General features: G+C 56.2%; 25 protein-coding genes. 7 read left to right on the forward strand and 18 right to left on the reverse strand.

Annotated features, from left to right (window positions below; all coding sequences use genetic code 11):
• Positions 1-177: 177 nt before the first annotated feature.
• From ACOSDR_RS19175 to ACOSDR_RS19190, 4 genes are all read right to left on the reverse strand, one after another.
• Positions 178-744: a hypothetical protein gene (locus ACOSDR_RS19175; RefSeq protein ID WP_420732275.1), complete on the reverse strand. Its 567-nt coding sequence runs from the start codon at positions 742-744 to the stop codon at positions 178-180.
• Between the two features lie 150 nt (positions 745-894).
• The gene (locus ACOSDR_RS19180) at positions 895-1,641 is read right to left on the reverse strand and encodes a hypothetical protein (protein WP_420732276.1); all 747 of its coding nucleotides are present in this window, start codon (positions 1,639-1,641) and stop codon (positions 895-897) included.
• Positions 1,638-3,275, reverse strand: coding sequence for a hypothetical protein (locus tag ACOSDR_RS19185; RefSeq protein ID WP_420732277.1), 1,638 nt, complete (start codon positions 3,273-3,275; stop codon positions 1,638-1,640). Before ACOSDR_RS19185 ends, ACOSDR_RS19180 begins: the two co-directional genes overlap by 4 nt.
• 170 nt (positions 3,276-3,445) lie before the next feature.
• Complete coding sequence (locus ACOSDR_RS19190) at positions 3,446-3,706, reverse strand: hypothetical protein (RefSeq protein ID WP_420723409.1); 261 nt, start codon at positions 3,704-3,706, stop codon at positions 3,446-3,448.
• Positions 3,707-3,912: 206 nt separating this feature from the next.
• Between ACOSDR_RS19190 and ACOSDR_RS19195 the strand changes: the two genes are divergently transcribed.
• Positions 3,913-4,197, forward strand: a complete 285-nt coding sequence (locus ACOSDR_RS19195; RefSeq protein WP_420723410.1) for a cupin domain-containing protein — start codon at positions 3,913-3,915, stop codon at positions 4,195-4,197.
• 30 nt (positions 4,198-4,227) lie between these two features.
• Here the strand turns inward: ACOSDR_RS19195 and ACOSDR_RS19200 are convergent, their stop codons facing one another.
• The 6 genes from ACOSDR_RS19200 to ACOSDR_RS19225 all read right to left on the reverse strand — a co-directional run bounded on the left by ACOSDR_RS19200 (position 4,228) and on the right by ACOSDR_RS19225 (position 9,955).
• Positions 4,228-4,992 carry an ABC transporter ATP-binding protein gene (locus ACOSDR_RS19200; protein WP_420732278.1) on the reverse strand — a complete coding sequence of 255 codons (765 nt, stop codon included), beginning with the start codon at positions 4,990-4,992 and terminating at the stop codon, positions 4,228-4,230.
• Positions 4,989-6,035 carry a FecCD family ABC transporter permease gene (locus ACOSDR_RS19205; protein ID WP_420732279.1) on the reverse strand — a complete coding sequence of 349 codons (1,047 nt, stop codon included), beginning with the start codon at positions 6,033-6,035 and terminating at the stop codon, positions 4,989-4,991. Before ACOSDR_RS19205 ends, ACOSDR_RS19200 begins: the two co-directional genes overlap by 4 nt.
• 11 nt (positions 6,036-6,046) lie before the next feature.
• Entirely contained in the window at positions 6,047-7,165 is a 1,119-nt protein-coding gene (locus ACOSDR_RS19210) for an ABC transporter substrate-binding protein (RefSeq protein ID WP_420732280.1), read from the reverse strand.
• A gap of 84 nt (positions 7,166-7,249) precedes the next feature.
• On the reverse strand, positions 7,250-7,663 hold the full coding sequence (locus tag ACOSDR_RS19215; RefSeq protein WP_420732281.1) for a hypothetical protein: 414 nt from the start codon (positions 7,661-7,663) through the stop codon (positions 7,250-7,252).
• An 81-nt stretch (positions 7,664-7,744) separates the two neighbouring features.
• Positions 7,745-9,109, reverse strand: a complete 1,365-nt coding sequence (locus ACOSDR_RS19220) for an MmgE/PrpD family protein (RefSeq protein WP_420732282.1) — start codon at positions 9,107-9,109, stop codon at positions 7,745-7,747.
• A 9-nt stretch (positions 9,110-9,118) separates the two neighbouring features.
• A complete protein-coding gene (locus tag ACOSDR_RS19225) occupies positions 9,119-9,955 on the reverse strand; it encodes an FAS1-like dehydratase domain-containing protein (RefSeq protein ID WP_420732283.1) in 837 nt (278 codons plus the stop codon).
• Between the two features lie 312 nt (positions 9,956-10,267).
• Between ACOSDR_RS19225 and ACOSDR_RS19230 the strand changes: the two genes are divergently transcribed.
• Complete coding sequence (locus ACOSDR_RS19230; protein ID WP_420732284.1) at positions 10,268-10,870, forward strand: DUF1989 domain-containing protein; 603 nt, start codon at positions 10,268-10,270, stop codon at positions 10,868-10,870.
• A 154-nt stretch (positions 10,871-11,024) separates the two neighbouring features.
• Here the strand turns inward: ACOSDR_RS19230 and gyrB are convergent, their stop codons facing one another.
• From gyrB to mutM, 8 genes are all read right to left on the reverse strand, one after another.
• Complete coding sequence (gyrB, locus tag ACOSDR_RS19235; RefSeq protein ID WP_420732285.1) at positions 11,025-13,469, reverse strand: DNA topoisomerase (ATP-hydrolyzing) subunit B; 2,445 nt, start codon at positions 13,467-13,469, stop codon at positions 11,025-11,027.
• 34 nt (positions 13,470-13,503) lie between these two features.
• On the reverse strand, positions 13,504-14,682 hold the full coding sequence (gene recF, locus ACOSDR_RS19240; RefSeq protein ID WP_420723638.1) for a DNA replication/repair protein RecF: 1,179 nt from the start codon (positions 14,680-14,682) through the stop codon (positions 13,504-13,506).
• Between the two features lie 17 nt (positions 14,683-14,699).
• The gene (dnaN, locus tag ACOSDR_RS19245) at positions 14,700-15,815 is read right to left on the reverse strand and encodes a DNA polymerase III subunit beta (RefSeq protein WP_420723419.1); all 1,116 of its coding nucleotides are present in this window, start codon (positions 15,813-15,815) and stop codon (positions 14,700-14,702) included.
• Positions 15,816-16,280: 465 nt separating this feature from the next.
• Positions 16,281-17,645 (reverse strand): chromosomal replication initiator protein DnaA, encoded by a 1,365-nt coding sequence (gene dnaA / locus ACOSDR_RS19250; RefSeq protein WP_420723420.1) that lies wholly within the window; start codon positions 17,643-17,645, stop codon positions 16,281-16,283.
• Between the two features lie 872 nt (positions 17,646-18,517).
• Complete coding sequence (gene rpsT / locus ACOSDR_RS19255) at positions 18,518-18,784, reverse strand: 30S ribosomal protein S20 (protein ID WP_420723421.1); 267 nt, start codon at positions 18,782-18,784, stop codon at positions 18,518-18,520.
• 148 nt (positions 18,785-18,932) lie between these two features.
• Entirely contained in the window at positions 18,933-19,709 is a 777-nt protein-coding gene (locus ACOSDR_RS19260; protein ID WP_420723422.1) for an enoyl-CoA hydratase, read from the reverse strand.
• 111 nt (positions 19,710-19,820) lie between these two features.
• Positions 19,821-20,240 carry a hypothetical protein gene (locus ACOSDR_RS19265; protein ID WP_420723423.1) on the reverse strand — a complete coding sequence of 140 codons (420 nt, stop codon included), beginning with the start codon at positions 20,238-20,240 and terminating at the stop codon, positions 19,821-19,823.
• An 81-nt stretch (positions 20,241-20,321) separates the two neighbouring features.
• Positions 20,322-21,203: a bifunctional DNA-formamidopyrimidine glycosylase/DNA-(apurinic or apyrimidinic site) lyase gene (gene mutM / locus ACOSDR_RS19270; RefSeq protein ID WP_420732286.1), complete on the reverse strand. Its 882-nt coding sequence runs from the start codon at positions 21,201-21,203 to the stop codon at positions 20,322-20,324.
• A gap of 50 nt (positions 21,204-21,253) precedes the next feature.
• On the opposite strand from mutM, the gene ubiE reads away from it, so the two are divergent.
• The 5 genes from ubiE to ACOSDR_RS19295 all read left to right on the forward strand — a co-directional run bounded on the left by ubiE (position 21,254) and on the right by ACOSDR_RS19295 (position 25,837).
• A complete protein-coding gene (ubiE, locus tag ACOSDR_RS19275) occupies positions 21,254-22,003 on the forward strand; it encodes a bifunctional demethylmenaquinone methyltransferase/2-methoxy-6-polyprenyl-1,4-benzoquinol methylase UbiE (protein ID WP_420723425.1) in 750 nt (249 codons plus the stop codon).
• A 3-nt stretch (positions 22,004-22,006) separates the two neighbouring features.
• The gene (ubiB, locus tag ACOSDR_RS19280; protein WP_420732287.1) at positions 22,007-23,551 is read left to right on the forward strand and encodes a 2-polyprenylphenol 6-hydroxylase; all 1,545 of its coding nucleotides are present in this window, start codon (positions 22,007-22,009) and stop codon (positions 23,549-23,551) included.
• 104 nt (positions 23,552-23,655) lie between these two features.
• A complete protein-coding gene (gene coaBC / locus ACOSDR_RS19285) occupies positions 23,656-24,888 on the forward strand; it encodes a bifunctional phosphopantothenoylcysteine decarboxylase/phosphopantothenate--cysteine ligase CoaBC (RefSeq protein ID WP_420732288.1) in 1,233 nt (410 codons plus the stop codon).
• A gap of 10 nt (positions 24,889-24,898) precedes the next feature.
• The gene (gene dut, locus ACOSDR_RS19290) at positions 24,899-25,369 is read left to right on the forward strand and encodes a dUTP diphosphatase (protein ID WP_420732289.1); all 471 of its coding nucleotides are present in this window, start codon (positions 24,899-24,901) and stop codon (positions 25,367-25,369) included.
• 15 nt (positions 25,370-25,384) lie between these two features.
• The gene (locus ACOSDR_RS19295; protein WP_420723429.1) at positions 25,385-25,837 is read left to right on the forward strand and encodes an RrF2 family transcriptional regulator; all 453 of its coding nucleotides are present in this window, start codon (positions 25,385-25,387) and stop codon (positions 25,835-25,837) included.
• Positions 25,838-26,158: the final 321 nt, after the last annotated feature.

Genomic DNA, 26,158 nt, shown 5'->3' on the forward strand with positions numbered 1-26,158 from the left:
CCGCGCGAAACAGCCCATTCGCCTCTTCCACCGTATAGGCCCGAAAGTAACGGTCATTCTCAAACTCGACTTTCATTTTCCGGCCCTTTCGTATCGTATTTTCAGGTGGTGTTTAGGACACAACAGGTGCTTTCGCTGAACCAAAAAGAGAGGTGATAGAGCAACCATCCTTAACGGCTATTGTGAGGAATCGCGGGCAAAGCGCCCGCCTTTGAGAATGAGTTCTTCGGCAAAACCGCATTCACTCGTTCTCATGAGTTCAGGCTGATCTAATTTTCTTCCAAACTCGCCGACAGTAACCATGAAATCAGAAAAGTCCGCACCCTCTGCTTGGCGGCGCTTAAATATTTTGTACGTTATATTTTGAGTCTTGAAGAAAGCGCGTTCTTCAAATTCACCACCATATTTTGGAAAGTTCTCATAGGGTAAGTAATAACTAATTTGTACATATACCTTCTTATTTTTTATTTTTATAATGCCGCGCTCTTCAAAGCGTTTTAGGTCATCTCCGTAAGACTCCTTCACAAGTTCCCAAGCCTCATCTGAGAGATCGCCTCGCATCAAATGTATATCATCTATACTTTGCGGAGATACTCTGAAAAGATCTATGCATGCAGGGCGAAACTTCACAAAGGGGACATTGTAAATAATCCATTGAACAGAGAAATATCCTGAAACAAGAATGGTGCCGAGGATCAGTAAGAACCCTGCGCGCCCAATATCTGTTTCAGGATACAGTCTCATAGAATACAGCCTGTCTTAATCCCGGTCCGTCCAAACGAATGCTTCCGGTTCCAGTTTGCCCTCTTTAATTTTAAAGGTGGCCGTCAAATCTTGCTGCCATATGGCGGAATTGCGGTCTTTCTGAGGGGGGCTGAGATTGTTATCCAGCCTTCAGCGGTTCTTGAGGACGTCGACCAACTCATAGGGCGTCTTGCGGGGGCCGCCGATGAAGTCGGGAACTTCCCAGCCTGCGCATTCATACATCCAAGCCAAATTTTTTGGATGCTCGCATCTTTTAGAGGATTTCCCCCAATAGGCATCCAGGTCCTGGATCAGGATATCCAATCCGCCTGAAAGTTCGATAATACGATCAATAAAATCCGGTTCGCCGCCTAACATGGTATAGAAATCCAGATCCGTGCAGATTCCCCAGCTTTCCTCCCGTGAGAACATGAAGCCGCCTGCGCCCATAGAAATGAAGAGTTCTTGAGAATAGGCAATTTCTGCATTTATGGAGCCTGGGGGCGTCGCGATGGCCCCAATGTTTGAGCCCCGTGAGAAAACAGGCATATGGAGGACTTCGTCAATTCCCCGCTCAATCAAGGCAATCCAAAGGGGACGCATAACATCCCAAACATCTGAAGCCTCATTATCTTCGAAAAACACATAATGTTGCGGCAAATCACTTGGCACGCCTGGCGGGGATTCGCTTAGCATAGATTCGTAGGCACAGCTGCTGATCGCAATGCATTTCCAGTCTGGATTGTTAAAGAAGGGCAGTAGGGCATCATTCTTGGTGAACAGCCGCGATTGATGCTGCGGCACGAATATCCGCTCTTTGGCCGCCCGAAACAGCCCATCCGCCTCTTCCACAGTATAGGCGCGAAAGTAACGATCATCCTGAAAGCCAACTTTCATTTCTGTGCCCTTTCATATCGAAATTTCAAATGATGGGTGGTGCGACCATTCCAGGAGATTTGAATCTCGTTGGTGGGTCTGCCGTCGCCAGAGAATTCCCGCGCCGTAATTTTTATGCCATTGCTGGCCTCAAATCGCTTCAAAGGCTGCCCGGTTTCCTTATCTGTGCCGTCTACAATTTCGTCCAAGTGGCCGCCGTGATCCAGCACAAAGTCCCGCATGTCTGCGTACATTTCTGTCGTCGGATTGTTTTTTACACTTTTCGTTACATTGTTTGTTGTCCGATGTGAACCCGATTCCGTGGAGAGGTTTGCATCTTCTGAAATCATTCTCCCAATTGCACGGTGTGATTCCGGGGGTAGTTTTCGGACGAATTTTGTATAGCGGTCCACTACTTTTTTAGGGGCGCCGGATACATCAAGATTATACGGATTTCCATCATCATCCTTCATATTCAGGATGGTGCCCTGCGGCAGGGTGTCGGATTGGTCTTCGGATGGGGGCAGGGTGCCCATATCCTTGTGCTTGCTGCCATCCGGGAAGGTCAGCGTATAGCCACCCAGTGTTTCCTCTGACTGGTCGGGGCGGCCTTTGGGGATTTGATCCAGATCTGGCGCGTCGGCGGGTGATTGGGTTTGATTGGGCAGCGGGTCTGCCGGCGTAACGCTGGTCTGGCCGCCGGTAATGGCATCCCAGGCGTCTTTTATGGCGCGGTCGCCAGCTCTGCCATATTTATCGCCGAGTTGTTGGCCAATTTCATAAGCCGCGATTCCGGCAGCAGCACCTGGGAGTCCTGGAACTGGAACCGCTGCCTGCGCAACTTGCCCCCCAGTCTCTGAAGATTTCGGGATCAGGCCGAGGTGTTCGGCGACGCCTTTGGCAAAGGCATTGCGGGCCTCTGGTGTGGAGGGCGCGCTGGTATTCGGGTTTTGCGGCAGGGTGGAGTTGTTTCCCGCTGTCCGGCCTGCTGATGCCTGGCTGGGCGACGCAGCGTTTCCAGCCTGGTCTGCCCGTCCTGAAGGCGCGCTGGCCTTGGCGGAAAGCGGGGTGGCCTGCATCGGGCCTGGCGCCTTATGCGGGCCGGGCGGCAGCACGCGCTCTTTTTCTACTTGCAGCGTTTTCAGGTCGACAGCCGGATGATCGTTGCGACCCCAACTGCCAGGCTGATAGCGACCGGGATAGCTAATCTGCCACAGTTTCATGACGCCATCGCGATAGGCATCATCCTTGTGTTCCGGATGCCAATAGCGTCGGTCCTGCATCGTGTCCTTCATGAAATCATCAATTTGGGCCTGAGCGGACGCACCGGGTTGGGGTGACGGTTTTTGACGCGCGCGAATGCGCTCAATTGAGGCCTGGATCGGGTCTTCGGCGGTCGATGGCGGGTGTTGCGTCGTGTCGATGGTCTTGGGACCCTGGGTCGGGGCTTTTCCGGTGCTCGCATATTGAATGACGGGTGGGTTCGGCTCCGGGATCGCAATTTTCGCCCGACCATTCAGTATATCGTCGGGGATTTCTTCACGACGTACAAAGCGTCCCAAGCTTGGCACATATCGGTAGCCGTATACAGGTTTGACCCGGGCGACCAGATCATCGACGGACGCACGTGGGAGTGAGTTTTTGAAGGAGGCCATGCTATTTATTCCCTTTTTGTTCCTTTGTGATTACGTAAAAAAGGCGGAATTCCGCCTGTTTCAAGAATACCCTCAGTTTGTGAAGATAATCCTTTTGGTTGCTCTTATTATTTCTATAAACCTATACTATATTTTTTGTCAAGTTATAAAAAGAACATAAAGAATATAAATCATGTTTGGCTGATGCGAATACCGAAATACATGGCGATGAAGGCCAGGATACCGACCAGCAGCACCAGGGCGACAATAACCAGAATATTGGGGCCGGATTTACCAGAACCAGCGGAATTGCCGCCGCCCAGTTCCAGTTCAATTGCCGCGATCCGGTCACGGATTTTTTGCGCCGCATCGTCTTTCTGATCCTTCATGGCGCGCAGCATCATTTGCAGACGCTGTAGTTCTTGTTCTGCGGATTTGCGCGACCGTGCCATGGTAAGCCTATCTGTGTCATGGTTTTGGATATTTCGACCGTTTAGCGTATCAGCCCTTGGGCCCTAATTGAAAGGGATTGGATGTCATTCAGGGTTAGTATCCTGTCCCGCCCGTACCTATACCCCCTTACCAAGGCGCATTGCCGTGATATATCTGTTTCCGATAAACTGTGCACGAAGATGTGTTGAGGGAGGACATTGATCAAATGCAAGGTGATATATCCGCTTCGGAAGCAGCGTTTCGCGCTAAGGCGCAGCAGGATGGATTTTGTGATCCGATACAGAAAATGGTGGAGGCGGATCGATTCAACGCGCCCCACAGCCATGACGAGACATTGTTTCTGTTCATTCAGGCCGGTCAGTTGACAGTGGACAAACCCGAGGGTCCAGTGGTCGCGACGCCTGGCAACACCATCACCGTCGCGGCCGGGCTGGAACACACCGAACTGGCCGGGCCGGATGGCGCGACGATTCTGGTTACGCGGCGCTGATACTCATCCGCCAGCCGGGTTGCCTATCTATCACCGCGCGAACACATCTTCCGGGGAAATCGGGATATTCAGAACATGGCCGGACTGGTTCTGATAGGCGTCGATTTCCACCCGATACACGGTTTTGATTGTCTGTGCCGTCAGCACCTCTTGCGGGTCACCATGACAGTGCAGCGCCCCCTCCATCAGCAGGGCGATAGAGTCGCATTGCCGTGACGCCAGGTTCAGATCATGGATCGCAGCCAGAATGATCGCGTCATTATCCTGTGCATAGGATCGCAAAACCGCCAGGACGGACAGCTGGTGGTGCAGATCCAACGCACTGGTCGGTTCATCCAGGATAACCACACGCGGTCTGCGCATCAGCCGCTGCGCCAACAGCACGATCTGCTGTTGCCCGCCCGACAGCGTCGCGATGGAACGGTCCGCAAAATCCGAAATCATGAAATGTGCCATCACTTGTGTCGCGGCGTTCAGGTCTTGGTCGGAAATGCGCCAACCCAGTGTTTCCCGACGCCCCAGCAGCAGTACTTCCAGCACGGTCAGACGTGACGAAACGCCATGAGTCTGGGGAAGATAGCTTACTGATGCGGTATCCAGGGGTGCATCGTCCAGCCGGATCGCACCCCCATAGGGCAATTGCCCGGCAATCGCGGCCAGCAGGGTTGTCTTACCCGTGCCATTGGGTCCGACCAGGGCGGTCATCGTGCCGCCATACAGGGTCAGATCAAGGGGGGATATAATGCACCGCCCCGCCCGTGCAACGGTTAAGGCCTGAAGCGCTAGATGGGTCATTTGCCTGCTCCCTTATGGCTCAGGATGACGGCCATCAGCATCGGTATGCCGGCAATGGCGGTGATAATGCCAACCGGAATGGCCGTGCCGGGCGACAGCATTTTGCCCAACACCGATGCGCTGATTAGGATGATGCTGCCGGTAATTGCCGATAGGGGGATGGCATAGCGATGATCCTCCCCAATCACGGCGCGGCTGACATGGGGGGCGATCAAACCGACAAAACCGATGGTCCCAACGAAACAAACCGCAGCGGAGGTCAACAAGGCGACAATGATAAATGTGCGCTGGCGCATAGCCTGCAGGTTCAATCCCAGGCTGGCGGCATTTGCATCGCCCAGCCGCATCGCGGTCAGGTTCCAGATATCCCGCAGGACAAAGGGAAGGCAGATCACCAGGATCAGGCCACTGACCGATACACTGGTCCAGTTGGCCTTCAGCAAGGTCCCAAACAGCCAGAAAACGATCTGCTGTAAGACCTCCGGCGACGCCATGAATTGCAGCAGCGATTGCAGCGATTGGAAGAAAAACAGGACGGCTATGCCAGACAGGACCAGCATTTCCGGTGTCGCCCCGCGCCAGATGGCTATGACATAGATGATCGCACAAGCAACCAGTGTCATGATAAAGGCGCTGATCGGGATGACCAGAAAGGAAGGCAGCGGTATCCAGCCGCCATACATAATGGCCAGCGCCGCCCCAAATCCAGCGGAGGCTGAGAATCCTAATGTGAAAGGGCTGGCCAGGGGATTGGCCAATATGGTCTGCATCTGCAGCCCGGCAATCCCAAGGCAGGCCCCCACAATGACCCCCATCACGGTCTGGGGCATTCTGATCTGCCACAGGATGGTTGCGGCGGTGCGGTCTTCCCCCGCTGGTCCCGCCATAAAGGCCTGTGACAGATCAGCCAATGACATGCCCGACGGACCCGTCAACAGATCCAACAGGACTAGTGCGGCCAGAACGAGGATCGCCATCAGGATCAGCACGATCCTGCGACCCTCCGCACGGGCATAGCGCGTGCGAATGCTGGTGTCGGACATGTCGTTTCGCCCTATTTCTTCGCCGGATCCAGGGCCAGGACATAGACGCCCTGGGCTTCAATCGGCAGCCATGCCTTATAATAGGCCTTGATTTCCGCATCCGGATCGACATCCGCAAAGGCGTCTGGATACAGTGCCTTGGCGATATAACGGCCATAGATGAAATCTGACAGGGTGCGTGCTCCCCCATGGTAAATGGCATAGACATTGCCGGATTTTGCAGCCGGCAGATCGGTCCAGCCGGGGCGGGTCAGATAGGCCTGCATCCGCTGACGGGCTAAGGCCGGATCAGCAGAAAATCCCACCTGGACGGATTGGTCCTGATTGATCCATTCGGACCCGGCCAGCAGAATGATGTCAGGTTGCTGGGCCAGGACATATTCCGGGTTCAGGGGACCCCAGTTTTCGATTTGCCCCTTGGCGATGTTGTTCCCGCCCAGCCCTTCGATAACGCCGCCCCACATGCCATTGCCATAGCTGTTGCCGATCGTCTGCGGTCCCTTTTGTGCCAGTTCGACATAGACTTTTTTATCGGACGGGCCTGCTTTCGAAACACGGGCCATTGTATCCTGATAGGCAGTCTCATACAGGGCAGCCAGGGCGTCGGACCGGTCTTTCGTGCCCATCAAGGCCCCTAATGCATGGGTGGATGCCAGATGCTTCTCCAGTGTCTGGGCGTTATAGTCGATCACGACAACTGGAATTCCCGCCTGGTCAAACTGATCCACATTCTGTCCCAGGGCTTTCCAGGACCATGCCGAAAGGATCAGCAGATCGGGTTTCAGGGATATGACTTTCTCAACCGAAAAATCTCCGGTTTCCGTGTCGCCGATATCGGGAATCTCCGCAATTTGGGGCATTGCTTTCAAATAGGCTTCATATTGCTTTGGGCGCCAGTCTTTCCAGGGGCTTCGGGACAGACCGACCACCTTATCGATGGCCCCTGGGCCGGTGATCGCCAGGAAATCTTCATAATAGAAACCCAGTACGACGCGCTTGGCCGGTTCGGGCAATGTGACGGTGCGCCCCAGCACATCAACGGTGCTGACCTGTGCCTGTGCGGCGGAAAGGGGGATAAGCATAACAACGAGCAACGCGGCCCAGCCACGCAATGTGTTTAGGAAGTTCATCGGAAGTCTCCATCAAAATCCAGCCTGCGCCTGAAAACGCGCGGGCCGGACAATCAAACGGGATGGGCCGAAATCGGGCCCGATTTACAGTGTTTGATTGCGCGGTGGAGGACCCCGTGGGGAGGCATTGGTATAAACCGCCTGCCAGGACATATCGTCCGGTGCGGCAAAGAAAATGCGCGCGGTAACGGAAAGCGCGCAGGCTTCAAACAGGTCAGATGGCTGTGGCAGCGCCGCGACGGAAACATTGCGACAGAAATCACATTGCCCCTTGTTGATCTTGACCGGGCCTTGCGTGTCCCCGCCTGCGATACACAGGACAGGAATGGAACCATCCGGCGCGACATAGCCCCCAAGGTCGACAGACCCGTTTGCCGCGGTCAGTGCAAATGTGTTCTGTGCAAAGACAGCGGGATGATGAACAATCGACACGACCAACAGCGACAGCACGCAAAAAATGCGCAGCACTCTGTCTATAGGGCGGGATATTGATGTCATCGATCACTCTTCGTTGCGGCAAAAAGCCCTAGCATAAAGACCGCAGACACCAAAAGGATATAGTGTCGCAGAAGCAATTCTCTAGACGGCTTGTCTGGCATCCAACAGGCCTGTTTCCGACAGTATGGTTTCCCCGTCCAGAGCCAAACAGGTGTCGACCAGATCACAGGATGCCCCGCAATCTGTTACTTTCCGCCCCAGTTCTTCGCGGGTGATGGGCAGAGTTACGGCGGGCACATCGCATGTTTCAGTCTGTAAGGTCCGACCAGAGCGCAGTGTTACTGTGATGGTTTCAACCGTGGTTGGCCCAAATTCACCTGGATCGCCGGGGGGCAGATCATAGGCATCAATTTCAACCAGCTGCGCCAGCCTCTGGCGGTCAGGCTGGTTAAAGCGATGGGGATGGAAATCCTCAGGCGTGACATGGCCCGTCAACAGGCCAACGACCGTACAGTAGCTGACCGAAAACCGCGCCTCCGCCTCATTTTGCGGTACGTCAAAACAGGCGACGCGATAAAAGGGTTCGGGCAGGCGCACTTGAATGCCGATAATTGGGTCATCGTTCGGCACGTCGCGATGCAGCCGCTCCGCACCCAGGATGGCCCGATGCGTGTAGGAGCAACTGGGCCAAAGTTTTCGCGCCACGGGAAAAATGCGCACGGCGTGACCCAACGCCATAGTCTGCATCATCTCAGCAAAGGGAACCGACCCCGCTGCCCCATAGAGATCCATAAAGCCCTGAGGGGCGTCCCAAATCTGTGTGTTGGCTGTGGCATCTGCTTGCGCCAATAGGGCGGCGCGCAGCCCATTCTCCGCGGCCAGTCCGATATGAAACGCCTTGGTATCGGACCCGAATTGACGCTTAAGGCCAGAGGAGGAACTGGTTGCCAGAGCCATGGCGTTGGACATTTGCTGCTGCGTCAGACCCAAAGCACGGGAGGCTGCTGCCGCTGTGCCAATCGGGTCCAATGTCGCACTGGCATGCCAGCCCTTGTCATAATGCCCAAATCCAAGGGCTCGGCCCATCCAGACAATGGTTTCATAGCCAACAATCCAGGCGTTACAAATCTGATTGAGGGAAAGCGGCAGGACCTGCGCCAGACTGAACAGGGCCGCAAAGAGCGCCGCGCTGGGATGGGTGGAGGCAGGGAATTCATAATCATCAAAATCGATGGCATGGGCCCGCACACCATTCAAAAATGTTGCACCCAACAGGGACAGTTTTTCATTGCCCCCAATGGCAAGGACGGGGCCGTGTTCCTGGCCAAAGAGCAGCGCCTCTCGCGCCGCAGTGGGTTGTTGCTCGCGCGCGCCTACGATCATACAGGCCAGTGTATCGATCAGGCTGATGCGCGCGGCCTCATAGGCCTCCGGCGTGGTTGTCAGAACCGGTTGGCTGGCCCAGTCGGCGACTGTGTCAGAAAAACTTTGTAATGGGGATTCCATCGTGTTGGCCTAAAATTGAACCGTTGCGGACATGGCCAGCGCGCCATCCTGACGCCTGGCCCACAAGTCTATCCCGTCTGTTGAGCGACGCCCTTCCAGATGAAATGAGGCTGAGCCAGAGATCGGGGCACTACCCCGAAAGGAAAAGCGCTTCGGGCTTTTCTGCATTTCAGTACGGGCAAGGTCGACCAGTAAGGTTGCAGTCAGCGGCCCGTGAAACACCAATCCCTCATAGCCTTCAACCTGGCGGGCATAGTCCACATCATAGTGGATGCGGTGACCATTGAAGGTCAGCGCAGAATAGCGAAACAGCATCACTTCGGTTGGGGTGATAACTTGAGAGAATTCTGGATTGTCTGGCGCTGGCGCAGGTTGTGGCGTTGGCGCATCCGGCGCTGGATCTTCGCGGTAAACGATGTCCTGCTCTTCCGTCAGGGCGCATTGATCATTCTGGATGATTTCATGCGCGACCGTCACAAAGCACAGGGATCCGGATCGCCCGGATTTCTCTGTGATTGATTTGATGGTGGACCGCTTTACAGCGGCCTGTCCCAATATCAGGGGGTGGTGAAAGGTCAAGCGCCCCCCGGCCCACATGCGCCGGGGCAGGCTGACCGGCGGCAGGAAGCCCCCCTTCTTCGGATGCGCATCGCGGCCCAACTCACTCGCCCGCTTGGCCTCCAGAAAATACAGCCAATGCCATAGGGGCGGCAAGAGGTCGCCATCCTTTAAGGAAGGTTCTCGGTCTAAGGTCGCCTGCATGAATTGCGCCGGCTGCGCCCGCAGAACATCACCCGCCTCCTGGCTTCGCCCAATCCAGTCTTGTAAATCCATGTCAACTGCCATCCCGGAATGCCTCTTTCAGGCCGCAGTCTATCTGTTAATTAGGGGCAATCAATCACGGTTAAAATCCAATTTCATGGATCTTCAGTCAGTCCCATAAATCAGCCTAAACCGTCTGGCAGCCCAACGCACAGGCATCGACCTTTACCGCGAGGCTATATCGAATATGATTGGTGGTCAGGGAAGATAAATGCCTCTGACGGTAGCCCAAGAACGTTTGAATTCTAGGCTGGTTTTAATGCGACTTGACCCCTGTGCCTCGTCCAACAACACTGATTTCATCTGACGGTAGACAAGATGCGAAGGAATGTGGATATGACGACAGAACTCCAGATCGTTCCTGCGCGACGCGGTCGTGCCGTTCGTCTGGACAAGGGACAGGCAATCCAAATCATCAATACCCATGGTCAGCAGGTCGTCGATACCTGGTGCTTCAATGCCGCTGACCTGTCGGAGTTCATGTCGATGGAGCACCTGCATACCAGTCTGCAGAGCATTTTCCCCAGTAAGGGCGATGGTCTTGCGACGAACCGACGTCGGCCGATCCTGATACTGGAGGAGGATACCTCGCCGGGGCGCCATGACACGATTGTCGCTGCCTGTGACGTTCATCGTTATACCATGTTGGGGTGCCGCGACTATCACGACAACTGCACTGACAACCTGCATGCCGCTCTTGGTCAAATGAACCTGAAAGTGCCCGACTGCCCGGCCCCATTGAACCTGTGGATGAACATTCCTGTCGGCCCTGATGGCAAGATCGTCTGGGGAGAGCCGCTCAGCGAACCTGGGGACTACGTTACGTTGCGCGCCGCGATCGATTGCATTGTGGTTATGTCAACCTGCCCACAGGACATGATCCCAATCAACGGCGCTGCGTGCCAGCCGACCGAGATTCATTATCGGCTGTTGGATTGATTAGAGCAAATCCCGAGCAAACGGAATCGTTTGCGATGACGTATTTGCCGAAAAAATAAGTGGTTAGAGTATCATGTGTGAGCTCATGCGAGCGCATGATGCTCTAGCCGATAGTCCCACAATTTCATGCATTTTTTCGATGCTCTACACCCCATCAAACATCCAGATTGGCGACCTTCAGGGCGTTTTCCTGGATGAAGTCGCGGCGGGGTTCGACGATGTCGCCCATCAGGGTGGAAAACACGGTGTCGGCGTCGTCGCCATGGGCGACCTTGACCTGCAACAGGGTGCGGGCTTCGGGGTCCAGGGTGGTTTCCCACAATTGATCGGGATTCATTTCCCCCAGGCCCTTATAGCGCTGGATCGACAGGCCTTTGCGGCCGGTCTGGACGATCTTGTCGATCAGGCTGATGGGCCCGTCGATGCGGAAGGTTTCGTCCTTGATCTGCAGGGTGGCCCCGGTGCTGCCATAGACTTCCTGCAGATGCCCGGCCATGCCGTCCAGTTTACGGGCTTCGCCGCTGCGCTGTAATTCCGGGCTGACATTGATTTTTTCGGTCACGCCGCGATTGATGCGGGTGAAGGTATAGCCGTCTTCTTCCGTCGCGATGCCGGTCCAGCCCCTGGCATGTTCATCGGCCAGACGGTTCAGCACTTTGGCGATAAATTCTGCGGCATTCTGGGCGGTTTCCAGATTCTGCTGCACGGTCGCGCTCATCGCCCCACAGATTGCCAGTTGTTCGATCACCTGGGCACTGCCACAGGACCGCGCCAGCGGTTCGATGAAATGTTTCGCATCCCGGGCCTGATCGGCAATGGCGCGCAGATCTTCACCGCCGCGCTGGGCCCCATTGGCATCGGTCAGAATGGCATCGGTCAGGCCGTTCCCGGTCAGATACGCCTCCAGCGCCTTGTCATTTTTCATATAGTGCAGCTTGCGCTCACCCTTTTTGACCAGATACAGAGGCGGTTGGGCGATATACAAAAAGCCCGCATCCACCAGGCTGCGCATCTGGCGATAAAAGAAGGTCAGCAACAAAGTCCGGATGTGACTGCCGTCGACATCCGCATCGGTCATGATGATGATCTTGTGATAGCGCGCCTTTTCAAAATTGAAATCATCCTTGCCAATGCCGGTGCCCAGCGCGGTGATCAGCGTGCCGATTTCCTGGCTGGACAGCATCTTGTCAAAACGGGCGCGCTCTACATTCAGGATTTTCCCTTTCAGCGGCAGGATCGCCTGATTTTTGCGATTGCGCCCTTGCTTTGCAGAGCCACCAGCGCTGTCACCCTCGACCAGGAACAATTCAGATTTGGCAGGGTCGCGCTCCTGACAATCGGCCAGTTTGCCGGGCAGGGAGGCGATGTCTAAGACACCCTTGCGGCGGGTCAGTTCGCGCGCCTTGCGGGCGGCCTCGCGGGCGGCGGCGGCTTCCACAACCTTTTGAACAATGCGGCGCGCTTCGGCAGGGTTTTCCCCGAACCATTCCGACAATTTGTCATTCACGACCGCTTCCACCACAGGACGGACTTCGGAGGAGACGAGCTTGTCCTTGGTCTGGCTGGAGAATTTCGGGTCAGGTACCTTTACGGACAGGACACAGGTCAGGCCTTCGCGCGCATCGTCCCCCGACATGGAGACTTTCTCTTTCTTGCCGATCCCGCTTTCCCCGGCATAGGCGTTGATCTGGCGGGTCAGCGCGCCGCGGAAACCGGCCAGATGGGTGCCCCCATCCCGCTGGGGGATGTTATTGGTGAAACACAGCATGTTTTCGTGATAGCTGTCATTCCACTGCATCGCGCATTCAACGGTCAGGCCGTCTTTCTCACCCGTGATGAAAATCGGATCGCCATGCAGGCTTTGGCGGGATCGGTCCAGCCATTTCACAAAAGCCTTCACGCCGCCGTCATAGTGCAGATTGACGATCTTCTTATCGGCAGAGCGGGAATCCGTCAGTTCGATATTGACGCCGGAATTCAGGAAGGCCAGTTCCCGCAGCCGGTGTTCCAGCGTGCCGAAATCAAATTCGACCATGGTGAAGGTTTCCTGCGACGGCATGAAGGTGATCTGTGTCCCCTTCGCACCACCACTGGGCCCGACAATCTTCAGCGGCTCCACGGCATCGCCATGCTCAAAGCGCATGCGATAGATATTGCCGCCGCGCTTGATTTCCAGTTCCAGCCAGGAAGACAGGGCGTTCACCACGGAAACGCCAACCCCATGCAGACCGCCCGATACTTTATAGGAATTCTGGTCGAACTTCCCGCCTGCATGCAACTGGGTCATGATGACCTCTGCCGCCGAAATGCCTTCGGTCGGGTGCAGTTCGGTGGGGATGCCGCGACCATTATCCGACACGGTGACGGATCCATCACCATTCAGGGCGACCTTGACGATATCGCAATGACCCGCCAGCGCCTCGTCAATCGCATTGTCGACGACTTCATAGACCATATGATGCAGCCCGGTGCCGTCATCGGTGTCCCCGATATACATGCCCGGCCGTTTGCGCACGGCTTCCAGGCCCTTCAGGACCTTGATGGAGTCTGCGCCATAGGCGTCGTTTTCGCGTTGGACGTCTGTTTGATCGTCGCTCATATCGGTCTTACCTTATTATTTATCATCAACTCAGTCACAATTCGATGGGGCGGACCTGTGCCGCCTCCACCGCGAAATACTGGGCCTGATCCCCAAAGGTGCCAAAGACGTTCTGATCCGTCCCTGTAATCCAGGCCTGTAAGCCCAACCCCAAAATCGTTTCAAACAAAGCATCGCGCCGGGCCTCATCCAGATGTGCGGCCACTTCGTCCAGCAACAGGACCGGTCCTGCACCCCGTTCCGCCCCTTGCAGGCGCGCATGGGCCAGGACAATGGCGATCAACAGGGCTTTCTGCTCCCCGGTTGAACACTGTCCGGCGGGCAGTCCTTTATCCCGATGCGTCACCGCCAGATCGGATCGGTGTGGCCCAATCGCCGCCCCGCCGGTTTCTGCATCACGCCCGCGCCCCTGATGCAAGGCGGCTGCAAAGCGTTCCTCTGCTTCCAGTGCAGACGTTCCAGACAGCCAGGCTTCGACATCCCCCTGAACCGCTAGGTCAGCCCCTGGGAAGGGACCTTCTGCACGGGCACAGGCACGGGCCAAACGATCTGTCAGGCTCAGCCGGGCCGCGGCAATCGCGATCCCCCGCTCAACCATCTGCGATTCCAGTGCACCCAGCCAGGCGGTGTCTGCACCGCCATCTTTCAACAGGCGCGCCCGTTGGCGCAGGGCCTTGTCATAGGCATTGACCCGACCGGCATGGGCTGGGTCAAAGCCGTAAATCAAACGATCCAGGAAGCGACGGCGTTCACCGGCAGATTCCTGAAACAGGCGATCCATCTGGGGCGTCAACCAGACAACGGATAAATGTTCGCCCAGGGCGGCCTGACTGCGTTCCGCCTCTCCATCGATGCGGACCAGTCTGCGTTCCCCTTCCGGGTCTCGCCCGGTGCCCAATTCCACAGGGCCAAAGGGGGTTTCGACAGTGCCCGCCACGGCCCAGGCGGCTCCCGAAACGGGGGGGCTGTCTGGATCAATGCGATCCATTTCCCCGGTTTTGGCGCGCCGCAAACCGCGCCCGGGGGTCAGCATCGACAAGGCCTCTAACAGGTTTGTCTTGCCCGCCCCGTTGGGTCCGGTCAGCACGACCGGGCGCGCATCAGGATTCAGCGCCACCGCCTGATAGTTCCGAAACGCGCTGAGACGCAGCCGCCGAATTCTAAGCGCAGGGGCGGCCGATGATGCGTCGAATGGTTTCTTCGCTGCGGCCATTGTGCTCACGGGTGCAATCACACTCGCATCGGCATGAGGACATACAACGCGCCAGGGTCTTCCGCATCGCGCACGATGGTCGGTGACGCTGCATCGGCAAGATGGAATTCCGCCTGGCTGCTTTCGATTTGATCGGCGATATCCATCAGATACCGGGCATTGAAGCCGATTTCGATGGATTCCTTGTCGTAATCCACCTGCAGTTCTTCGATAGCGGTACCATTCTCCTGGCTCGACGCGCTCAGGGTAACCTGACCTGAATCGATGCTAAGCTTGATGGCGCGCAGTTTTTCGGTCGCAATGGTCGACACGCGGTCTACCGCGCGAGAGAAGGTCTCGCGATCCACTTTCAGGATCTTGTCATTGCCGGTGGGAATGACCCGTTCGTAATCCGGGAAGGTGCCATCAATCAATTTAGATATCAGCACCGCACCATCAAATTCGAAGCGGACTTTTGTTTCGGACAGGGAAATCGTGATCGCCCCATCTGCTTCTTCAATCAGCTTGCGCAATTCCGCGACGGTCTTGCGGGGGATGATGACGCCGGGCATCGTCTCCGCCCCTTCAGGCAGATCGATTTCAACCCGGGCCAGGCGATGGCCATCGGTGGCAACCGCGCGCAGCTTCGGATCGCCCTCTGTGACCGCATGGACATAGATACCGTTCAGATAATAGCGGGTTTCTTCTGTCGAAATTGCAAAGCGCGTACGATCGATCAGGGTGCGCATCGCCCCGGAATCCAGATCGAAACTATGGGGCATATCGCCCCCTGTCATGACCGGGAAATCTTCTGTCGGCAGGGTCTGCAAGGTGAACCGTGACCGTCCAGACGACAGGACCAGGCGATCCCCGCCACCGCTGGCATCCAGATCAACCTGCGCCCCTTCCGGCAGTTTGCGAACGATGTCATACAACGTATGCGCAGGCGCAGTGATCGACCCGGGAGAGGAAACCTCAGCAACCGTTTTCTCAACGATGGAGATATCCATATCCGTGGCATTCAGGCTCAGCATGCCGTCTTTGGCCTCAACCAGAACATTGGCGAGGATCGGAATGGTATTGCGGCGCTCAACGACACTTTGGACGTGGTTTAATGCGCGAAGCAGCGCGGCCCGTTCGATGGTCAGTTTCATGGCTTAAATGATCATTTCCGTGGTTGTTGTCCGATTATGCGCTGTGCAGGGTTAAGAAGCCCTTTCATACAGGCACGCTCCCAAAACTCTCTCTTGCTTCCCATGCCCCGTTGCAAAAAGCGCTTTGAAAAAAGCCTTCCCAGAACGGGATGAAATTCTCGTGCTTCGGATGATCCAGGCTGAATCGCATCGCCGGATTCCGCCCGTCGAACAAGGAAATCCTGCATGTCTGCGCAGACTGTCCGACCGGGATGGGACTATAGCATGCATGCCCGATAACGCCCGCTTTTTTTGCAGAATCAGGGCGCGCCATCACAGATTTCGCGATAAATTTCCGGCGTCACCACAAGTATTTGAAATTACGTCAGTTTTTTGAGTGATCTACAAGATATAGTGGATCGTCTGAGGCAACAGCGGATTGGTGTTTCGTCGCCCAAAAGGATGAAAAATCACCCGATTCGCGAATCACCCTTCCAGCATGCGACGCAGCAGTTCCACATCTTCTGCAAAACTGTGGTCTGATTGGCGCAGTTCATCGACCTTTTTAACGGCATGCATGACGGTCGTATGATCGCGACCCCCGAATTTGCGTCCAATTTCGGGCAGGGACCGCGCGGTCAATTGCTTTGCCAGATACATCGCCACTTGACGGGGCCTTGCGACAGCACGGCTGCGGCGTGCGGAATGCATCTCAGAAATCTTTATGTTGAAATGTTCTGCGACCCGCTTCTGGATTTCTTCTATCGTGGCTTTGCGATCATTGGCGCGCAACAGGTCATGCAGAACCTCCTGAGCGTTTTCCAGATTGATCGGGCGACCTACCAGATTGGCATAGGCGACCAGACGGTTCAGCGCGCCTTCCAATTCGCGTACATTCGATGTGATGCGATGGGCCAGGAACTCCAGAACCTTGATGGGCACGTCGACATGCATCTGGTCGGCCTTGGACTGAAGAATGCCCAGGCGCAATTCATAGGTGGTGCTGTGAATCTCCGCGACCAGCCCCCAACCCAAACGGGATTTCATGCGGTCTTCGATGCCATCCAGCTCTGCGGGAGATTTATCGGCGGAAATGACGACCTGCCGGTTCTGATCCACCAGTGCATTGAAGGTATGGAAGAATTCTTCCTGGGTGTTCTCTTTGCCGGCGATAAACTGGACATCGTCAATCATCAGGACATCAACGGACCGGAACAGCTCCTTGAACGCCATTGTGTCCTTGTAGCGCAAGGCCCGGATGAACTGGTACATGAATTTCTCGGCGGACAGATACAGCACCCGCTTTTGCGGGGCATTGGCGCGGATCTGCCCGGCAATGGCATGCATCAGATGGGTTTTGCCCAGACCCACACCGCCAAACAGGAACAGCGGGTTGAACGGGACATTAGGGGCCTCTGCCACCCGGCGGGCGGCGGCAAAGGCCAATTCATTGGGCTTGCCAACAATAAAGGTTCCAAATGTGAATCGCGGATCGACCGGCGCACACAGATTGGCGGTGGCAACAGCCTCCAGATCGACAGTCTGGTCTCCCGCCTCGGCGGCGACGGCGTCCAGCGCGACGTCTTCCTGGGCCGGGCGTTGACGGGCCTGCCGGACGGAAACGGATTTGACTTCAGAATTTTCAGATGACCACAGCGCAACCAGCCGGGCACCATATTGCGATTCAATCCAGTTGCGCATGAATCGTGTGGGGACGGACAAATGCACCGTCCCATTTTCCACAGCCTCCAGCGTCAAGGGCTTAAGCCAGCTTTTATAGGCGTTTTCCCCAAACTCTTCGCGCAATCCGGCTCGAACGCGCGCCCATTGTTCATTTGTTTTTAAATCCATAAACTTCTGTCCAACCCCCAAAAAATCACGCTGGGGCCAAAGCCCGCAGAATTATGGCCGTTGTCATAACCGCACCGCATCTGAAACTTCCTTCCGCATCTGCCTGCGCAGTGCATGGGACCATCAGACATACGGCATTGCCGCGACGCGAACTCATTTCCTGCCCCTTTCCGTCTGGGATATGTCTTTCGACATAAACCGGACCGGACCATCATCGCCCCTCAGCGATGATGTCACACCGATATGGGGTCAACATCACCCAGACTTGGCTGGCTGGAAGAGACAAAAGGACATCAGTTAGAAGTGCACGGCACATCTTACGAATATTGCCTTTCATCCCAACAAGAAATTTCACCAAACAAGTGAAACCCTTGCCAAAACTCAGCAAGCCACACTAAAACGAGGCCCATAGGAAGTATTATTCCGGCACGTCATAGCCGAAAAAGACGGTATTTCTTACGTTCCCTGGAATTTACCTATCAAATACATGACAGGCATCCCGTTTTTCTGGCGTTAGGTGGGGTTGACCAACCTCATCTGAAGCAATCTTACGCATCCGAATTTGGTCGATCAAGCGAACAACTTACCCGATTCGGAAAATAAATCGGTTGACTCTAAATGGCTTGTTTCCTGGACGTGTGATACAAATACTGATCTTGGGTATTGAAGTGGTAAAAACTGTTTCGAGTCTGCTACATGCGAACCAGAAAATGACAATTCGATGAAATTGCGTGGAGGCGGGTCGGAAATATCGCACTGCACTCTGTGACAGAAGTGCGACAATGAAAAACCGCCATCTATAAAACAAATGGCGGTCTTTCATATCGGCTATTGAGATAGGGCGCGCGCTAACGCCACCCTAAACGAGAATATTAAGCGCTGACGGCTTTCACGCGCTGGGCCAGGCGGCTGAGCTTCCGATTGACGGTGCTCTTGTGCATGATGCCTTTGGACACGCCCCGATGCAGTTCGGGCATTGCCACTTTCAACGCTTCCGTCGCCGCAGCACGGTCACCGCTGACAATCGCTTCCTCAACGCGACGCACATAGGTGCGAATGCGATTGCGACGCGCGGTGTTCAGATCGGTCCGCTTCTTGGTCTGGCGGATGCGCTTCAGCGCGGATTTATGATTCGCCATTGTCTTACATCTCTTATTTCATAGGCCACCCGGAATGCCGGGGGCACGGTGTTGGATCGGCGGCGCTTATACGGAGCAAAAAGGCCCCCGTCAACCCCAACCGAGCGAAAGTCGGTGTTTCTTCTTTATTATCGCTGGGCGTCCCGGATCAGCGGTTGGTCCATTTGGGGGTGCGCTTTTCCGCAAAGGCTGCCATGCCTTCCTTCTGATCGTCGGTGGCGAAGGTTGAATGGAACACGCGGCGTTCGAACCGGATGCCTTCCGCCAGCGTGGTTTCATAGGACCGGTTGACGCATTCCTTGGCCATCAGGACGACAGGGCGCGACAGATTGGCAATCTTACCGGCAGTCTTAAGGGCATCGCCCAGCAGCTCTTCTGCGGGGACAACCCGGCTGACCAATCCAGCGCGTTCTGCCTCTTCCGCGTCCATCAGGCGACCCGTCAGGCACATTTCCATGGCCTTCGATTTGCCGACAAAGCGCGTCAGGCGCTGTGTGCCACCAGCGCCGGGGATCGTGCCGATCGTGATTTCCGGTTGTCCGAATTTTGCGGTGTCGGCGGCGATGATGAAATCGCACATCATGGCCAGTTCACAGCCCCCGCCCAGGGCATAGCCTGCGACCGCGGCGATCACGGGTTTGCGACAGGTCGTCACGCGCTCCCAGCCTTCGGTAATGAAGTTCTGCAGGTAGACATCCATAAAGGATTTACCGGCCATTTCCTTGATATCGGCGCCTGCGGCAAAGGCCTTTTCCGACCCGGTCAGGACGATGGCACCAATGGCGTCGTCCGCTTCCATGTCGTCCAATGCGCGGCCCAGCTCCTTGATCAAGGTCGCGCACAGCGCGTTCAAAGCTTTGGGTCGGTTTAATGTGATGATACCGACAGCGTCCTTCTTTTCTGTCAGAATTTGCTCGTAACCCATCTTCCATTCCCCTTAGTTTGTTCCGTTTCGGTCCGACGCGGTGCCGGTCCAAAGTCATTCCTGGTGGCGCGTTCAGTCTCTTCCAACGCGGTCAACGATGTCCGGGGCATCCTATTCCGGGACCAACGTAAACCGCACATTCAGCGCCCCATCGGCGCCAAAAAAATCGATTACCAGACGCTCCCCTTCGCGATGATAATGCGTTGCATCCAGTGATTTCCACCCCAATTCAGGCAAGGTCTTGATGTAGAAGTCTGTCACGGTATTCCGACTGGTATTGCCATAGGCGATCGCTTCAACAATCCGACCGGAAGGCGAATCGAAAACCACGGCCCCTTCCGCCACCGGTGTCAGCATCGGGGCCAGGGGCAGGTCCTCTGACCCTTCAATAAAGGCCTGTGCGCCAGCGGATGTGCTGCCAGCCAGCCCGATGACGATACCCCCAACAATGCTGGGCCCCAACCCCAAAGAGGTTAGTCCCAGAAAAGCCAAGAATGCGCCCCGCGCCATTGTCTGTTTGACAAAATTCATGGGACGTTTGCTATCCGGTTTTTTTGCGTCACACAATGCTGATATAGATCGGCTTGATTTCACGGCAAAAATTTACTGTGTCTAGCGTTGATGGCGGGGGCAATAATAGCTGGATCGCCCAGATTGGACGATGCGGATCATGGTGCCATCACAGTCTGGACGACGACACAGATCTCCCTCCCTGTCATAAGCATCCCAGGAATGTTGGAAATATCCCAATTCGCCCGTCGCCTGAACATAGTCCCGCAGAGACGATCCGCCTGCGGCAATGGCAGCGGTCAAAACATCCTTTACGGCGGGCACCAAGCGTTCTGCGCGCTGGCCTACGATGGTATGGGCGGAACGTTTCGGGCTGATGCCTGCACGCCACAATGCCTCGCAGACATAAATATTGCCTAAACCGGCGACCAGACGCTGATCCAACAGGGCAGCTTTGATCGGCGTGCGTTTGCCCCGAATGGCGTCTGAAAATTGCCTGGCGTTGAAGGCTTCTGATAGGGGTTCCGGTCCCAGATTCATAAGGTGCGGGCTGGTGGCCTCTCCCCCCGGTGGGATCAGGTCCATATATCCAAAGCGCCGGGCATCATTATAGGTGACCCGCGCACCCGATTCCATTTCGGCGATCAGATGGTCGTGTTTTTCGCCCAGGGCCCAACCGGAATTGTGGCCTGCTTGACCACTGGTGGCCTGACCATTGGTGGCAAGCCCGCCCGGACCAACGGTGAATCGCCCGGACATGCCCAGATGCACCAGCCAGGTCCAGCCATCTTCCAGTCGGATCAGAATATATTTTGCACGGCGGTCGATGGCGGTTATGCGGCGTCCTTCCAACCGGTCCTGAAAGCCCGCAGGGAAGGGAAATCTAAGGTCCGCGCGGCGTTGATCGACCCGTGACAGGCGCAACCCGACCATGGCGGGGCGCAACCCGCGACATACTGTTTCGACCTCTGGAAGCTCTGGCATGGCAGATATGCTTTGATTACTGGTTTCTCAGCGCTATTGTCTGGCTCATCATGACAGAAAAGACCAGCGATAACGCAAGCTTCGGCTACAGAACAGTAAACCCAGAGGAAAAGCCCGGCCTGGTTCAGGGGGTGTTTTCCTCTGTGGCAGGGCGCTATGACCTGATGAACGACCTGATGTCCGGGGGTGTTCATCGGCTGTGGAAGGCGTCTCTGATCGATCAATTGCGCCCGCGGACCGGTCAACACCTGCTGGATGTTGCCGGGGGAACGGGGGACATCGCCTTCCGTTTCCTGGAAGCGGGCGGGTCGCGCGTCACCGTCTGTGATCTGACGGAAAATATGGTTCGCGTCGGGCGCGATCGTGCCATCGACAAGGCCCTTTTAACGTCGCTGGACTGGACCGTTGGCGATGCCCAACGCCTGCCAATCGCGGAGTCCAGTGTGGATGCCTATACAATTGCTTTTGGCCTGCGCAACGTGACGGATATCGACTCAGCCCTCAGCGAGGCCTATCGCGTGCTGCGACCAGGCGGGCGGTTTTTGTGCCTGGAATTCAGCCAGGTTGCGCTGCCGGTCCTGGATAAGGTTTATGACACGTATTCCTTCAAGGTTTTGCCAGCGTTGGGGAAATGGGTCGCCAAGGATGAGGAAAGCTATCGTTATCTGGCCGAATCCATCCGTCGTTTCCCGCCGCAAGACGCCCTGTGCGATAAAATGCGAAATGTCGGGTTCCAGACGGTCACCTATCGCAATCTATCGGGCGGCATTGCGGCTATTCATCAGGGGTGGCGTATCTAAACAATGTTGACGGGTCTCTTACACCTTGGTCGATTGGTGGGTATCGCGCGCAGCCTGGCCCGCCATGATGCGCTGTGGCCGCTGGAACAGGTCAGCCGCCGGTTTGCGCCTCTGCGTGCCTGCGTTTGGCTGTTGCGGGTTATGTTCCGGCGCAAGCGTCCGGGTCGCCCCGGCGAACGCCTTGCTGCCGCCTTTGCGGATCTGGGACCCAGCTACGTCAAATTAGGTCAGGCCCTGTCGGTGCGTGCGGATCTGGTGGGCGAGGACGTGGCCCGGGATTTGGAATTGTTACAGGACGGGCTGGATCCTTTCCCAACCGATCAGGCGATTGCGACCATCGAAGAAACCCTGGCAATGCCATTGATGCAGGCCTTTGCGCAGTTTGACCGGGATCCGGTCGCCGCAGCCTCCATCGCGCAGGTCCATTTCGCGGTAACGCCTGATGGGCGGGATGTCGCAGTCAAGGTCCTGCGGCCCGGTATTGTCGACAAGCTGGATCGCGACGTTGGCCTGTTTCGGTTTCTGGCGAAAATGGCGGAGCGGATTTACCCCCCGATCCGCCGCCTGAAGCCCGTCGCTGTCGTAAATACCTTTGAAGAATGGATCCGGGTCGAACTGGATTTGCGCCTGGAAGGGGCGGCGGCGGCCGAACTGAAAGAGAACTGCGAAGGCGACGAAGGATTCCATGTCGTCGATGTGGATTGGGAACGCACCGGCCAGCGCGTGCTGACGACAGAGCGCATTCGTGGAATTAACATTGATGATGTCGATGCCCTGCGCGCCGCCGGTCATGATGTTGATGATATCCTGGCCCGGTCATCGCGGATTTTCTTTCTGCAGGTTTTCCGGGATGGTTATTTCCATGCGGATATGCATCCCGGAAACATGTTCATTGATGAAAATGGGCGCCTGTGTCCCGTGGATTTCGGGATTATGGGGCGTGTAACCCGGCGGCAGCGGATATTCATGGCCGATACGCTGGTTGGGTTCCTCAGCCGCGATTATCGCCGCGTTGCCGATGCGCATTTTGAAATCGGCTATGTCCCGCCAACGCAATCGCGCGATCTGTTCACCCAGGCCCTGCGCGCGATTGGGGAACCTGTTCTGGATAAATCGTTAAACGAGATTTCCGTTGGCCGATTGCTGGAGCAATTGTTCCGCACCACAGAGCGGTTCGATATGCCCACCCAGCCCGATCTGTTGCTGTTACAGAAAACCATGCTGGTGGCCGAAGGCGTCGGGCGCACCCTGAACCCCACCTTGAATATGTGGCTGCTGGCCAGGCCCTTGATCGAGGAATGGATGATCGTCAATCGCGGACCGGAAGCACGGATCACCGACACGCTGCGCGACACGATGGAGACGCTGGAGCGCCTGCCACGCACCCTGCAAAAGGCGGAAGAGACTCTGGATCGGTTGGCCAAGAACGGTATGAACCCCGATGGCAGTCTGCGCGAGCCTCAAGGTGCCAGCACCAATATCAAGCTGTGGGGGCCGGTTGTCATTATCGCCCTGTTGGCTGCGATTGCCGTGAATTTGGCGGGGTGAATTGCCAATAGTCCGGCGCTTTTGCGGTCCCAGCACACTCTTGTGGTGCGCCTCGGATTAATCTACATAGAGATTCTGTTTTTTAATCGGTCCGGGAAGAGAAGATGGCGGCGCAACACCGCATTGTCTTAATCGTATCAGGGGGCATCGCAGCGTATAAATCGCTGGAATTGATCCGACGCCTAAAGGAACAGGACATTGCTGTGCGCTGTGTTCTGACCCGGGGCGGCGCACAATTCGTCACCCCGCTATCTCTGGCGGCGCTGAGTGAAGACAAGGTCTATCAGGACCTGTTCTCCCTGACCGATGAACAGGAAATGGGCCATATCCAGCTTTCCAGACAAGCGGACTTGATCGTCGTTTCCCCCGCCAGTGCGGATATATTGGCGAAAATGGCCGCCGGGCTGGCTGATGATTTGGCAACCACGGTCCTGTTGGCGACGGATAAGCCGGTCATGGTGGCCCCTGCGATGAATGTGCGCATGTGGGATCATCCGGCCACTCAGGCCAATCTGGCGACACTAAAAGCGCGCGGTGTTTCAGTGATTGGCCCGGATGAAGGGCCCATGGCCTGTGGTGAATTCGGCTTTGGTCGGTTATCGGAACCAGCGGACATCGTCACCGCCATTCAGGCGGCCCTGTCTCCTGATAAGGATTTACCGCTGAAGGGGCGCAAGGCGCTTGTCACGGCCGGGCCGACGCATGAACCGATTGACCCCGTGCGCTATATCGCCAATCGGTCTTCCGGCAAGCAAGGGCATGCGATTGCAACGGCCCTTGCGGCCCAGGGGGCATCGGTCACCCTGGTCAGCGGCCCGACGCATTTGCCCGATCCCCCTGGCGTTTCCACGATTAGGGTGGAAAGCGCGCGGGATATGCTGGCGGCCTGTCAGTCTGCGCTGCCGGTGGATGTAGCGATTTTTGCCGCAGCCGTTGCGGATTGGCGGATCGCAACTGAATCAGATCTGAAATTGAAGAAGCAGGAAGGCGCGGAGTGTCCAACGCTGACCCTGACAGAAAATCCCGATATTTTAAAGACAATCGCCCAGTCACCCTCCAATCGACCGGCGCTTGTGGTCGGCTTTGCAGCAGAAACCGGATCGGTTGTTGAAAAAGCTGTCGCAAAGCGCGCCCGAAAGGGCTGTGACTGGATTCTGGCAAATGATGTATCGCCCGGAACCGGCACATTCGGGGGCGATGACAATACCATCCATTTCATCACGTCATCGGGCACGGAAGATTGGCCGGCGCAGAGCAAGCCAGCGGTGGCGGTCGCTTTGGCGGGTCGCATTGCCGATTACTTTCGGTCTGATGCCGGATCAAAAAATAAAAAGTGAGACAGTCCATATGAGTGCAAAGCCAATAAGCACAAAAATTGATGTTTCGGTTCAGCGTCTGCCCCATGGGGCGGATTTACCGCTGCCTGCCTATGGCAGTGTGGAGGCGGCAGGCTGTGACCTGTTGGCCGCCATCACGGAGACAAAAATCCTGGCACCGGGCGACAGCGCGATCATTCCGACCGGATTAAAATTCGCCCTGCCGCCTGGCTATGAGGCGCAGGTGCGGCCCCGATCAGGATTGGCTGCAAAATTTGGGGTGACCGTGCTGAACACACCCGGCACGGTCGACAGCGACTATCGGGGCGAAGTCGGCGTGATTCTGATCAATCATGGGCGGTCTGATTTTGCGGTAGAGCGTGGAATGCGGATTGCCCAGATGGTGATTGCGCCGGTGGTGACATTGAATTGGCGCGAAACAGATGACCTGGACGAAACTCAGCGCGGTGGCGGCGGTTTTGGGTCGACAGGAATCCGATAAAAAGAGGGGAAAGTCATGCGGCTGACTAAGAAACTGATGTTTGCGATTGAGGCAGTGTTGGACATTGCCTATCACGCGTCTGACCTGCCGGTTCAGTCGAAGGAAATCGCCGACCGCCAGGGCATTCCCCGCCGCTATCTGGAACAGGTGCTGCAGCAATTGGTGCATGCGGAGATTTTACGCGGCGTGCGGGGTCCCAGGGGGGGCTATCGCCTGGCAAAGGAACGCCGTCGCATCACGGTCGCTGATATCGTTGCCGTTGTGCACGAAATGGAAGGCGGGCGCGACCCCCTGACCGATCCGGCAGGCAGCGAATTGGGCCATACCGTCCTGCGCCCGATCTGGCAGGAAATCGAAGAGTATGCGATGGAAACCTTATCTAAGAAAACCGTCGAAGACCTATGCGTCGCCGCCCAACGCGCCGGGATTGAAAGCCAGTCTCAGAACCAGTTCGATTTCATGATTTAGGCAGTTTCGTCCCTCATTCCTGCACAGGCCTATAACGCATTCTCCCCAGGTTGCCGGATCAAGTCCGGGGTGACGTTGATGTATAGGCTTCGCTATTCCCGCGAAGGCGGGAAACCAGGGCCAAGCGCCCCAACCCCACCTGCCGCTCTGGACCCCGGATCAAGTTCGGGGTGACGATGGTGTATAAATCTCGTCTTATCCGTTCCAGTTGATCCGGGAAATGTCTTGCAGAAACGCATGGGCGTTCAAAGGTATTGGCGTATCGGGCATGACAAGAATCCTGCGGTGAGTGGCTTGCTCAAGCGCTATCGTAGGCTAAAG

This window comes from Hwanghaeella sp. 1Z406, from assembly GCF_048892425.1.
In the GTDB taxonomy this organism is placed as follows: domain Bacteria; phylum Pseudomonadota; class Alphaproteobacteria; order UBA8366; family Aestuariispiraceae; genus Pacificispira.

Bases quoted from the DNA above. Each gene is read 5' to 3' on its own strand.
- ACOSDR_RS19210 (WP_420732280.1), bottom strand. From the start codon at position 7,165: ATGAACTTCCTAAACACATTGCGTGGCTGGGCCGCGTTGCTCGTTGTT.
- ACOSDR_RS19190 (WP_420723409.1), bottom strand. From the start codon at position 3,706: ATGGCACGGTCGCGCAAATCCGCAGAACAAGAACTACAGCGTCTGCAA.
- ACOSDR_RS19180 (WP_420732276.1), bottom strand. From the start codon at position 1,641: ATGAAAGTTGGCTTTCAGGATGATCGTTACTTTCGCGCCTATACTGTG.
- gyrB (WP_420732285.1), bottom strand. From the start codon at position 13,469: ATGAGCGACGATCAAACAGACGTCCAACGCGAAAACGACGCCTATGGC.
- ACOSDR_RS19230 (WP_420732284.1), top strand. From the start codon at position 10,268: ATGACGACAGAACTCCAGATCGTTCCTGCGCGACGCGGTCGTGCCGTT.
- ACOSDR_RS19195 (WP_420723410.1), top strand. From the start codon at position 3,913: ATGCAAGGTGATATATCCGCTTCGGAAGCAGCGTTTCGCGCTAAGGCG.
- dnaN (WP_420723419.1), bottom strand. From the start codon at position 15,815: ATGAAACTGACCATCGAACGGGCCGCGCTGCTTCGCGCATTAAACCAC.
- ACOSDR_RS19225 (WP_420732283.1), bottom strand. From the start codon at position 9,955: ATGGCAGTTGACATGGATTTACAAGACTGGATTGGGCGAAGCCAGGAG.
- ACOSDR_RS19205 (WP_420732279.1), bottom strand. From the start codon at position 6,035: ATGTCCGACACCAGCATTCGCACGCGCTATGCCCGTGCGGAGGGTCGC.
- coaBC (WP_420732288.1), top strand. From the start codon at position 23,656: ATGGCGGCGCAACACCGCATTGTCTTAATCGTATCAGGGGGCATCGCA.
- ACOSDR_RS19175 (WP_420732275.1), bottom strand. From the start codon at position 744: ATGAGACTGTATCCTGAAACAGATATTGGGCGCGCAGGGTTCTTACTG.
- dut (WP_420732289.1), top strand. From the start codon at position 24,899: ATGAGTGCAAAGCCAATAAGCACAAAAATTGATGTTTCGGTTCAGCGT.
- rpsT (WP_420723421.1), bottom strand. From the start codon at position 18,784: ATGGCGAATCATAAATCCGCGCTGAAGCGCATCCGCCAGACCAAGAAG.
- ACOSDR_RS19260 (WP_420723422.1), bottom strand. From the start codon at position 19,709: ATGGGTTACGAGCAAATTCTGACAGAAAAGAAGGACGCTGTCGGTATC.
- mutM (WP_420732286.1), bottom strand. From the start codon at position 21,203: ATGCCAGAGCTTCCAGAGGTCGAAACAGTATGTCGCGGGTTGCGCCCC.
- ACOSDR_RS19265 (WP_420723423.1), bottom strand. From the start codon at position 20,240: ATGAATTTTGTCAAACAGACAATGGCGCGGGGCGCATTCTTGGCTTTT.
- ACOSDR_RS19220 (WP_420732282.1), bottom strand. From the start codon at position 9,109: ATGGAATCCCCATTACAAAGTTTTTCTGACACAGTCGCCGACTGGGCC.
- ACOSDR_RS19215 (WP_420732281.1), bottom strand. From the start codon at position 7,663: ATGACATCAATATCCCGCCCTATAGACAGAGTGCTGCGCATTTTTTGC.
- ACOSDR_RS19295 (WP_420723429.1), top strand. From the start codon at position 25,385: ATGCGGCTGACTAAGAAACTGATGTTTGCGATTGAGGCAGTGTTGGAC.
- ACOSDR_RS19185 (WP_420732277.1), bottom strand. From the start codon at position 3,275: ATGGCCTCCTTCAAAAACTCACTCCCACGTGCGTCCGTCGATGATCTG.
- ACOSDR_RS19200 (WP_420732278.1), bottom strand. From the start codon at position 4,992: ATGACCCATCTAGCGCTTCAGGCCTTAACCGTTGCACGGGCGGGGCGG.
- recF (WP_420723638.1), bottom strand. From the start codon at position 14,682: ATGGCCGCAGCGAAGAAACCATTCGACGCATCATCGGCCGCCCCTGCG.
- ubiB (WP_420732287.1), top strand. From the start codon at position 22,007: ATGTTGACGGGTCTCTTACACCTTGGTCGATTGGTGGGTATCGCGCGC.
- dnaA (WP_420723420.1), bottom strand. From the start codon at position 17,645: ATGGATTTAAAAACAAATGAACAATGGGCGCGCGTTCGAGCCGGATTG.
- ubiE (WP_420723425.1), top strand. From the start codon at position 21,254: ATGACAGAAAAGACCAGCGATAACGCAAGCTTCGGCTACAGAACAGTA.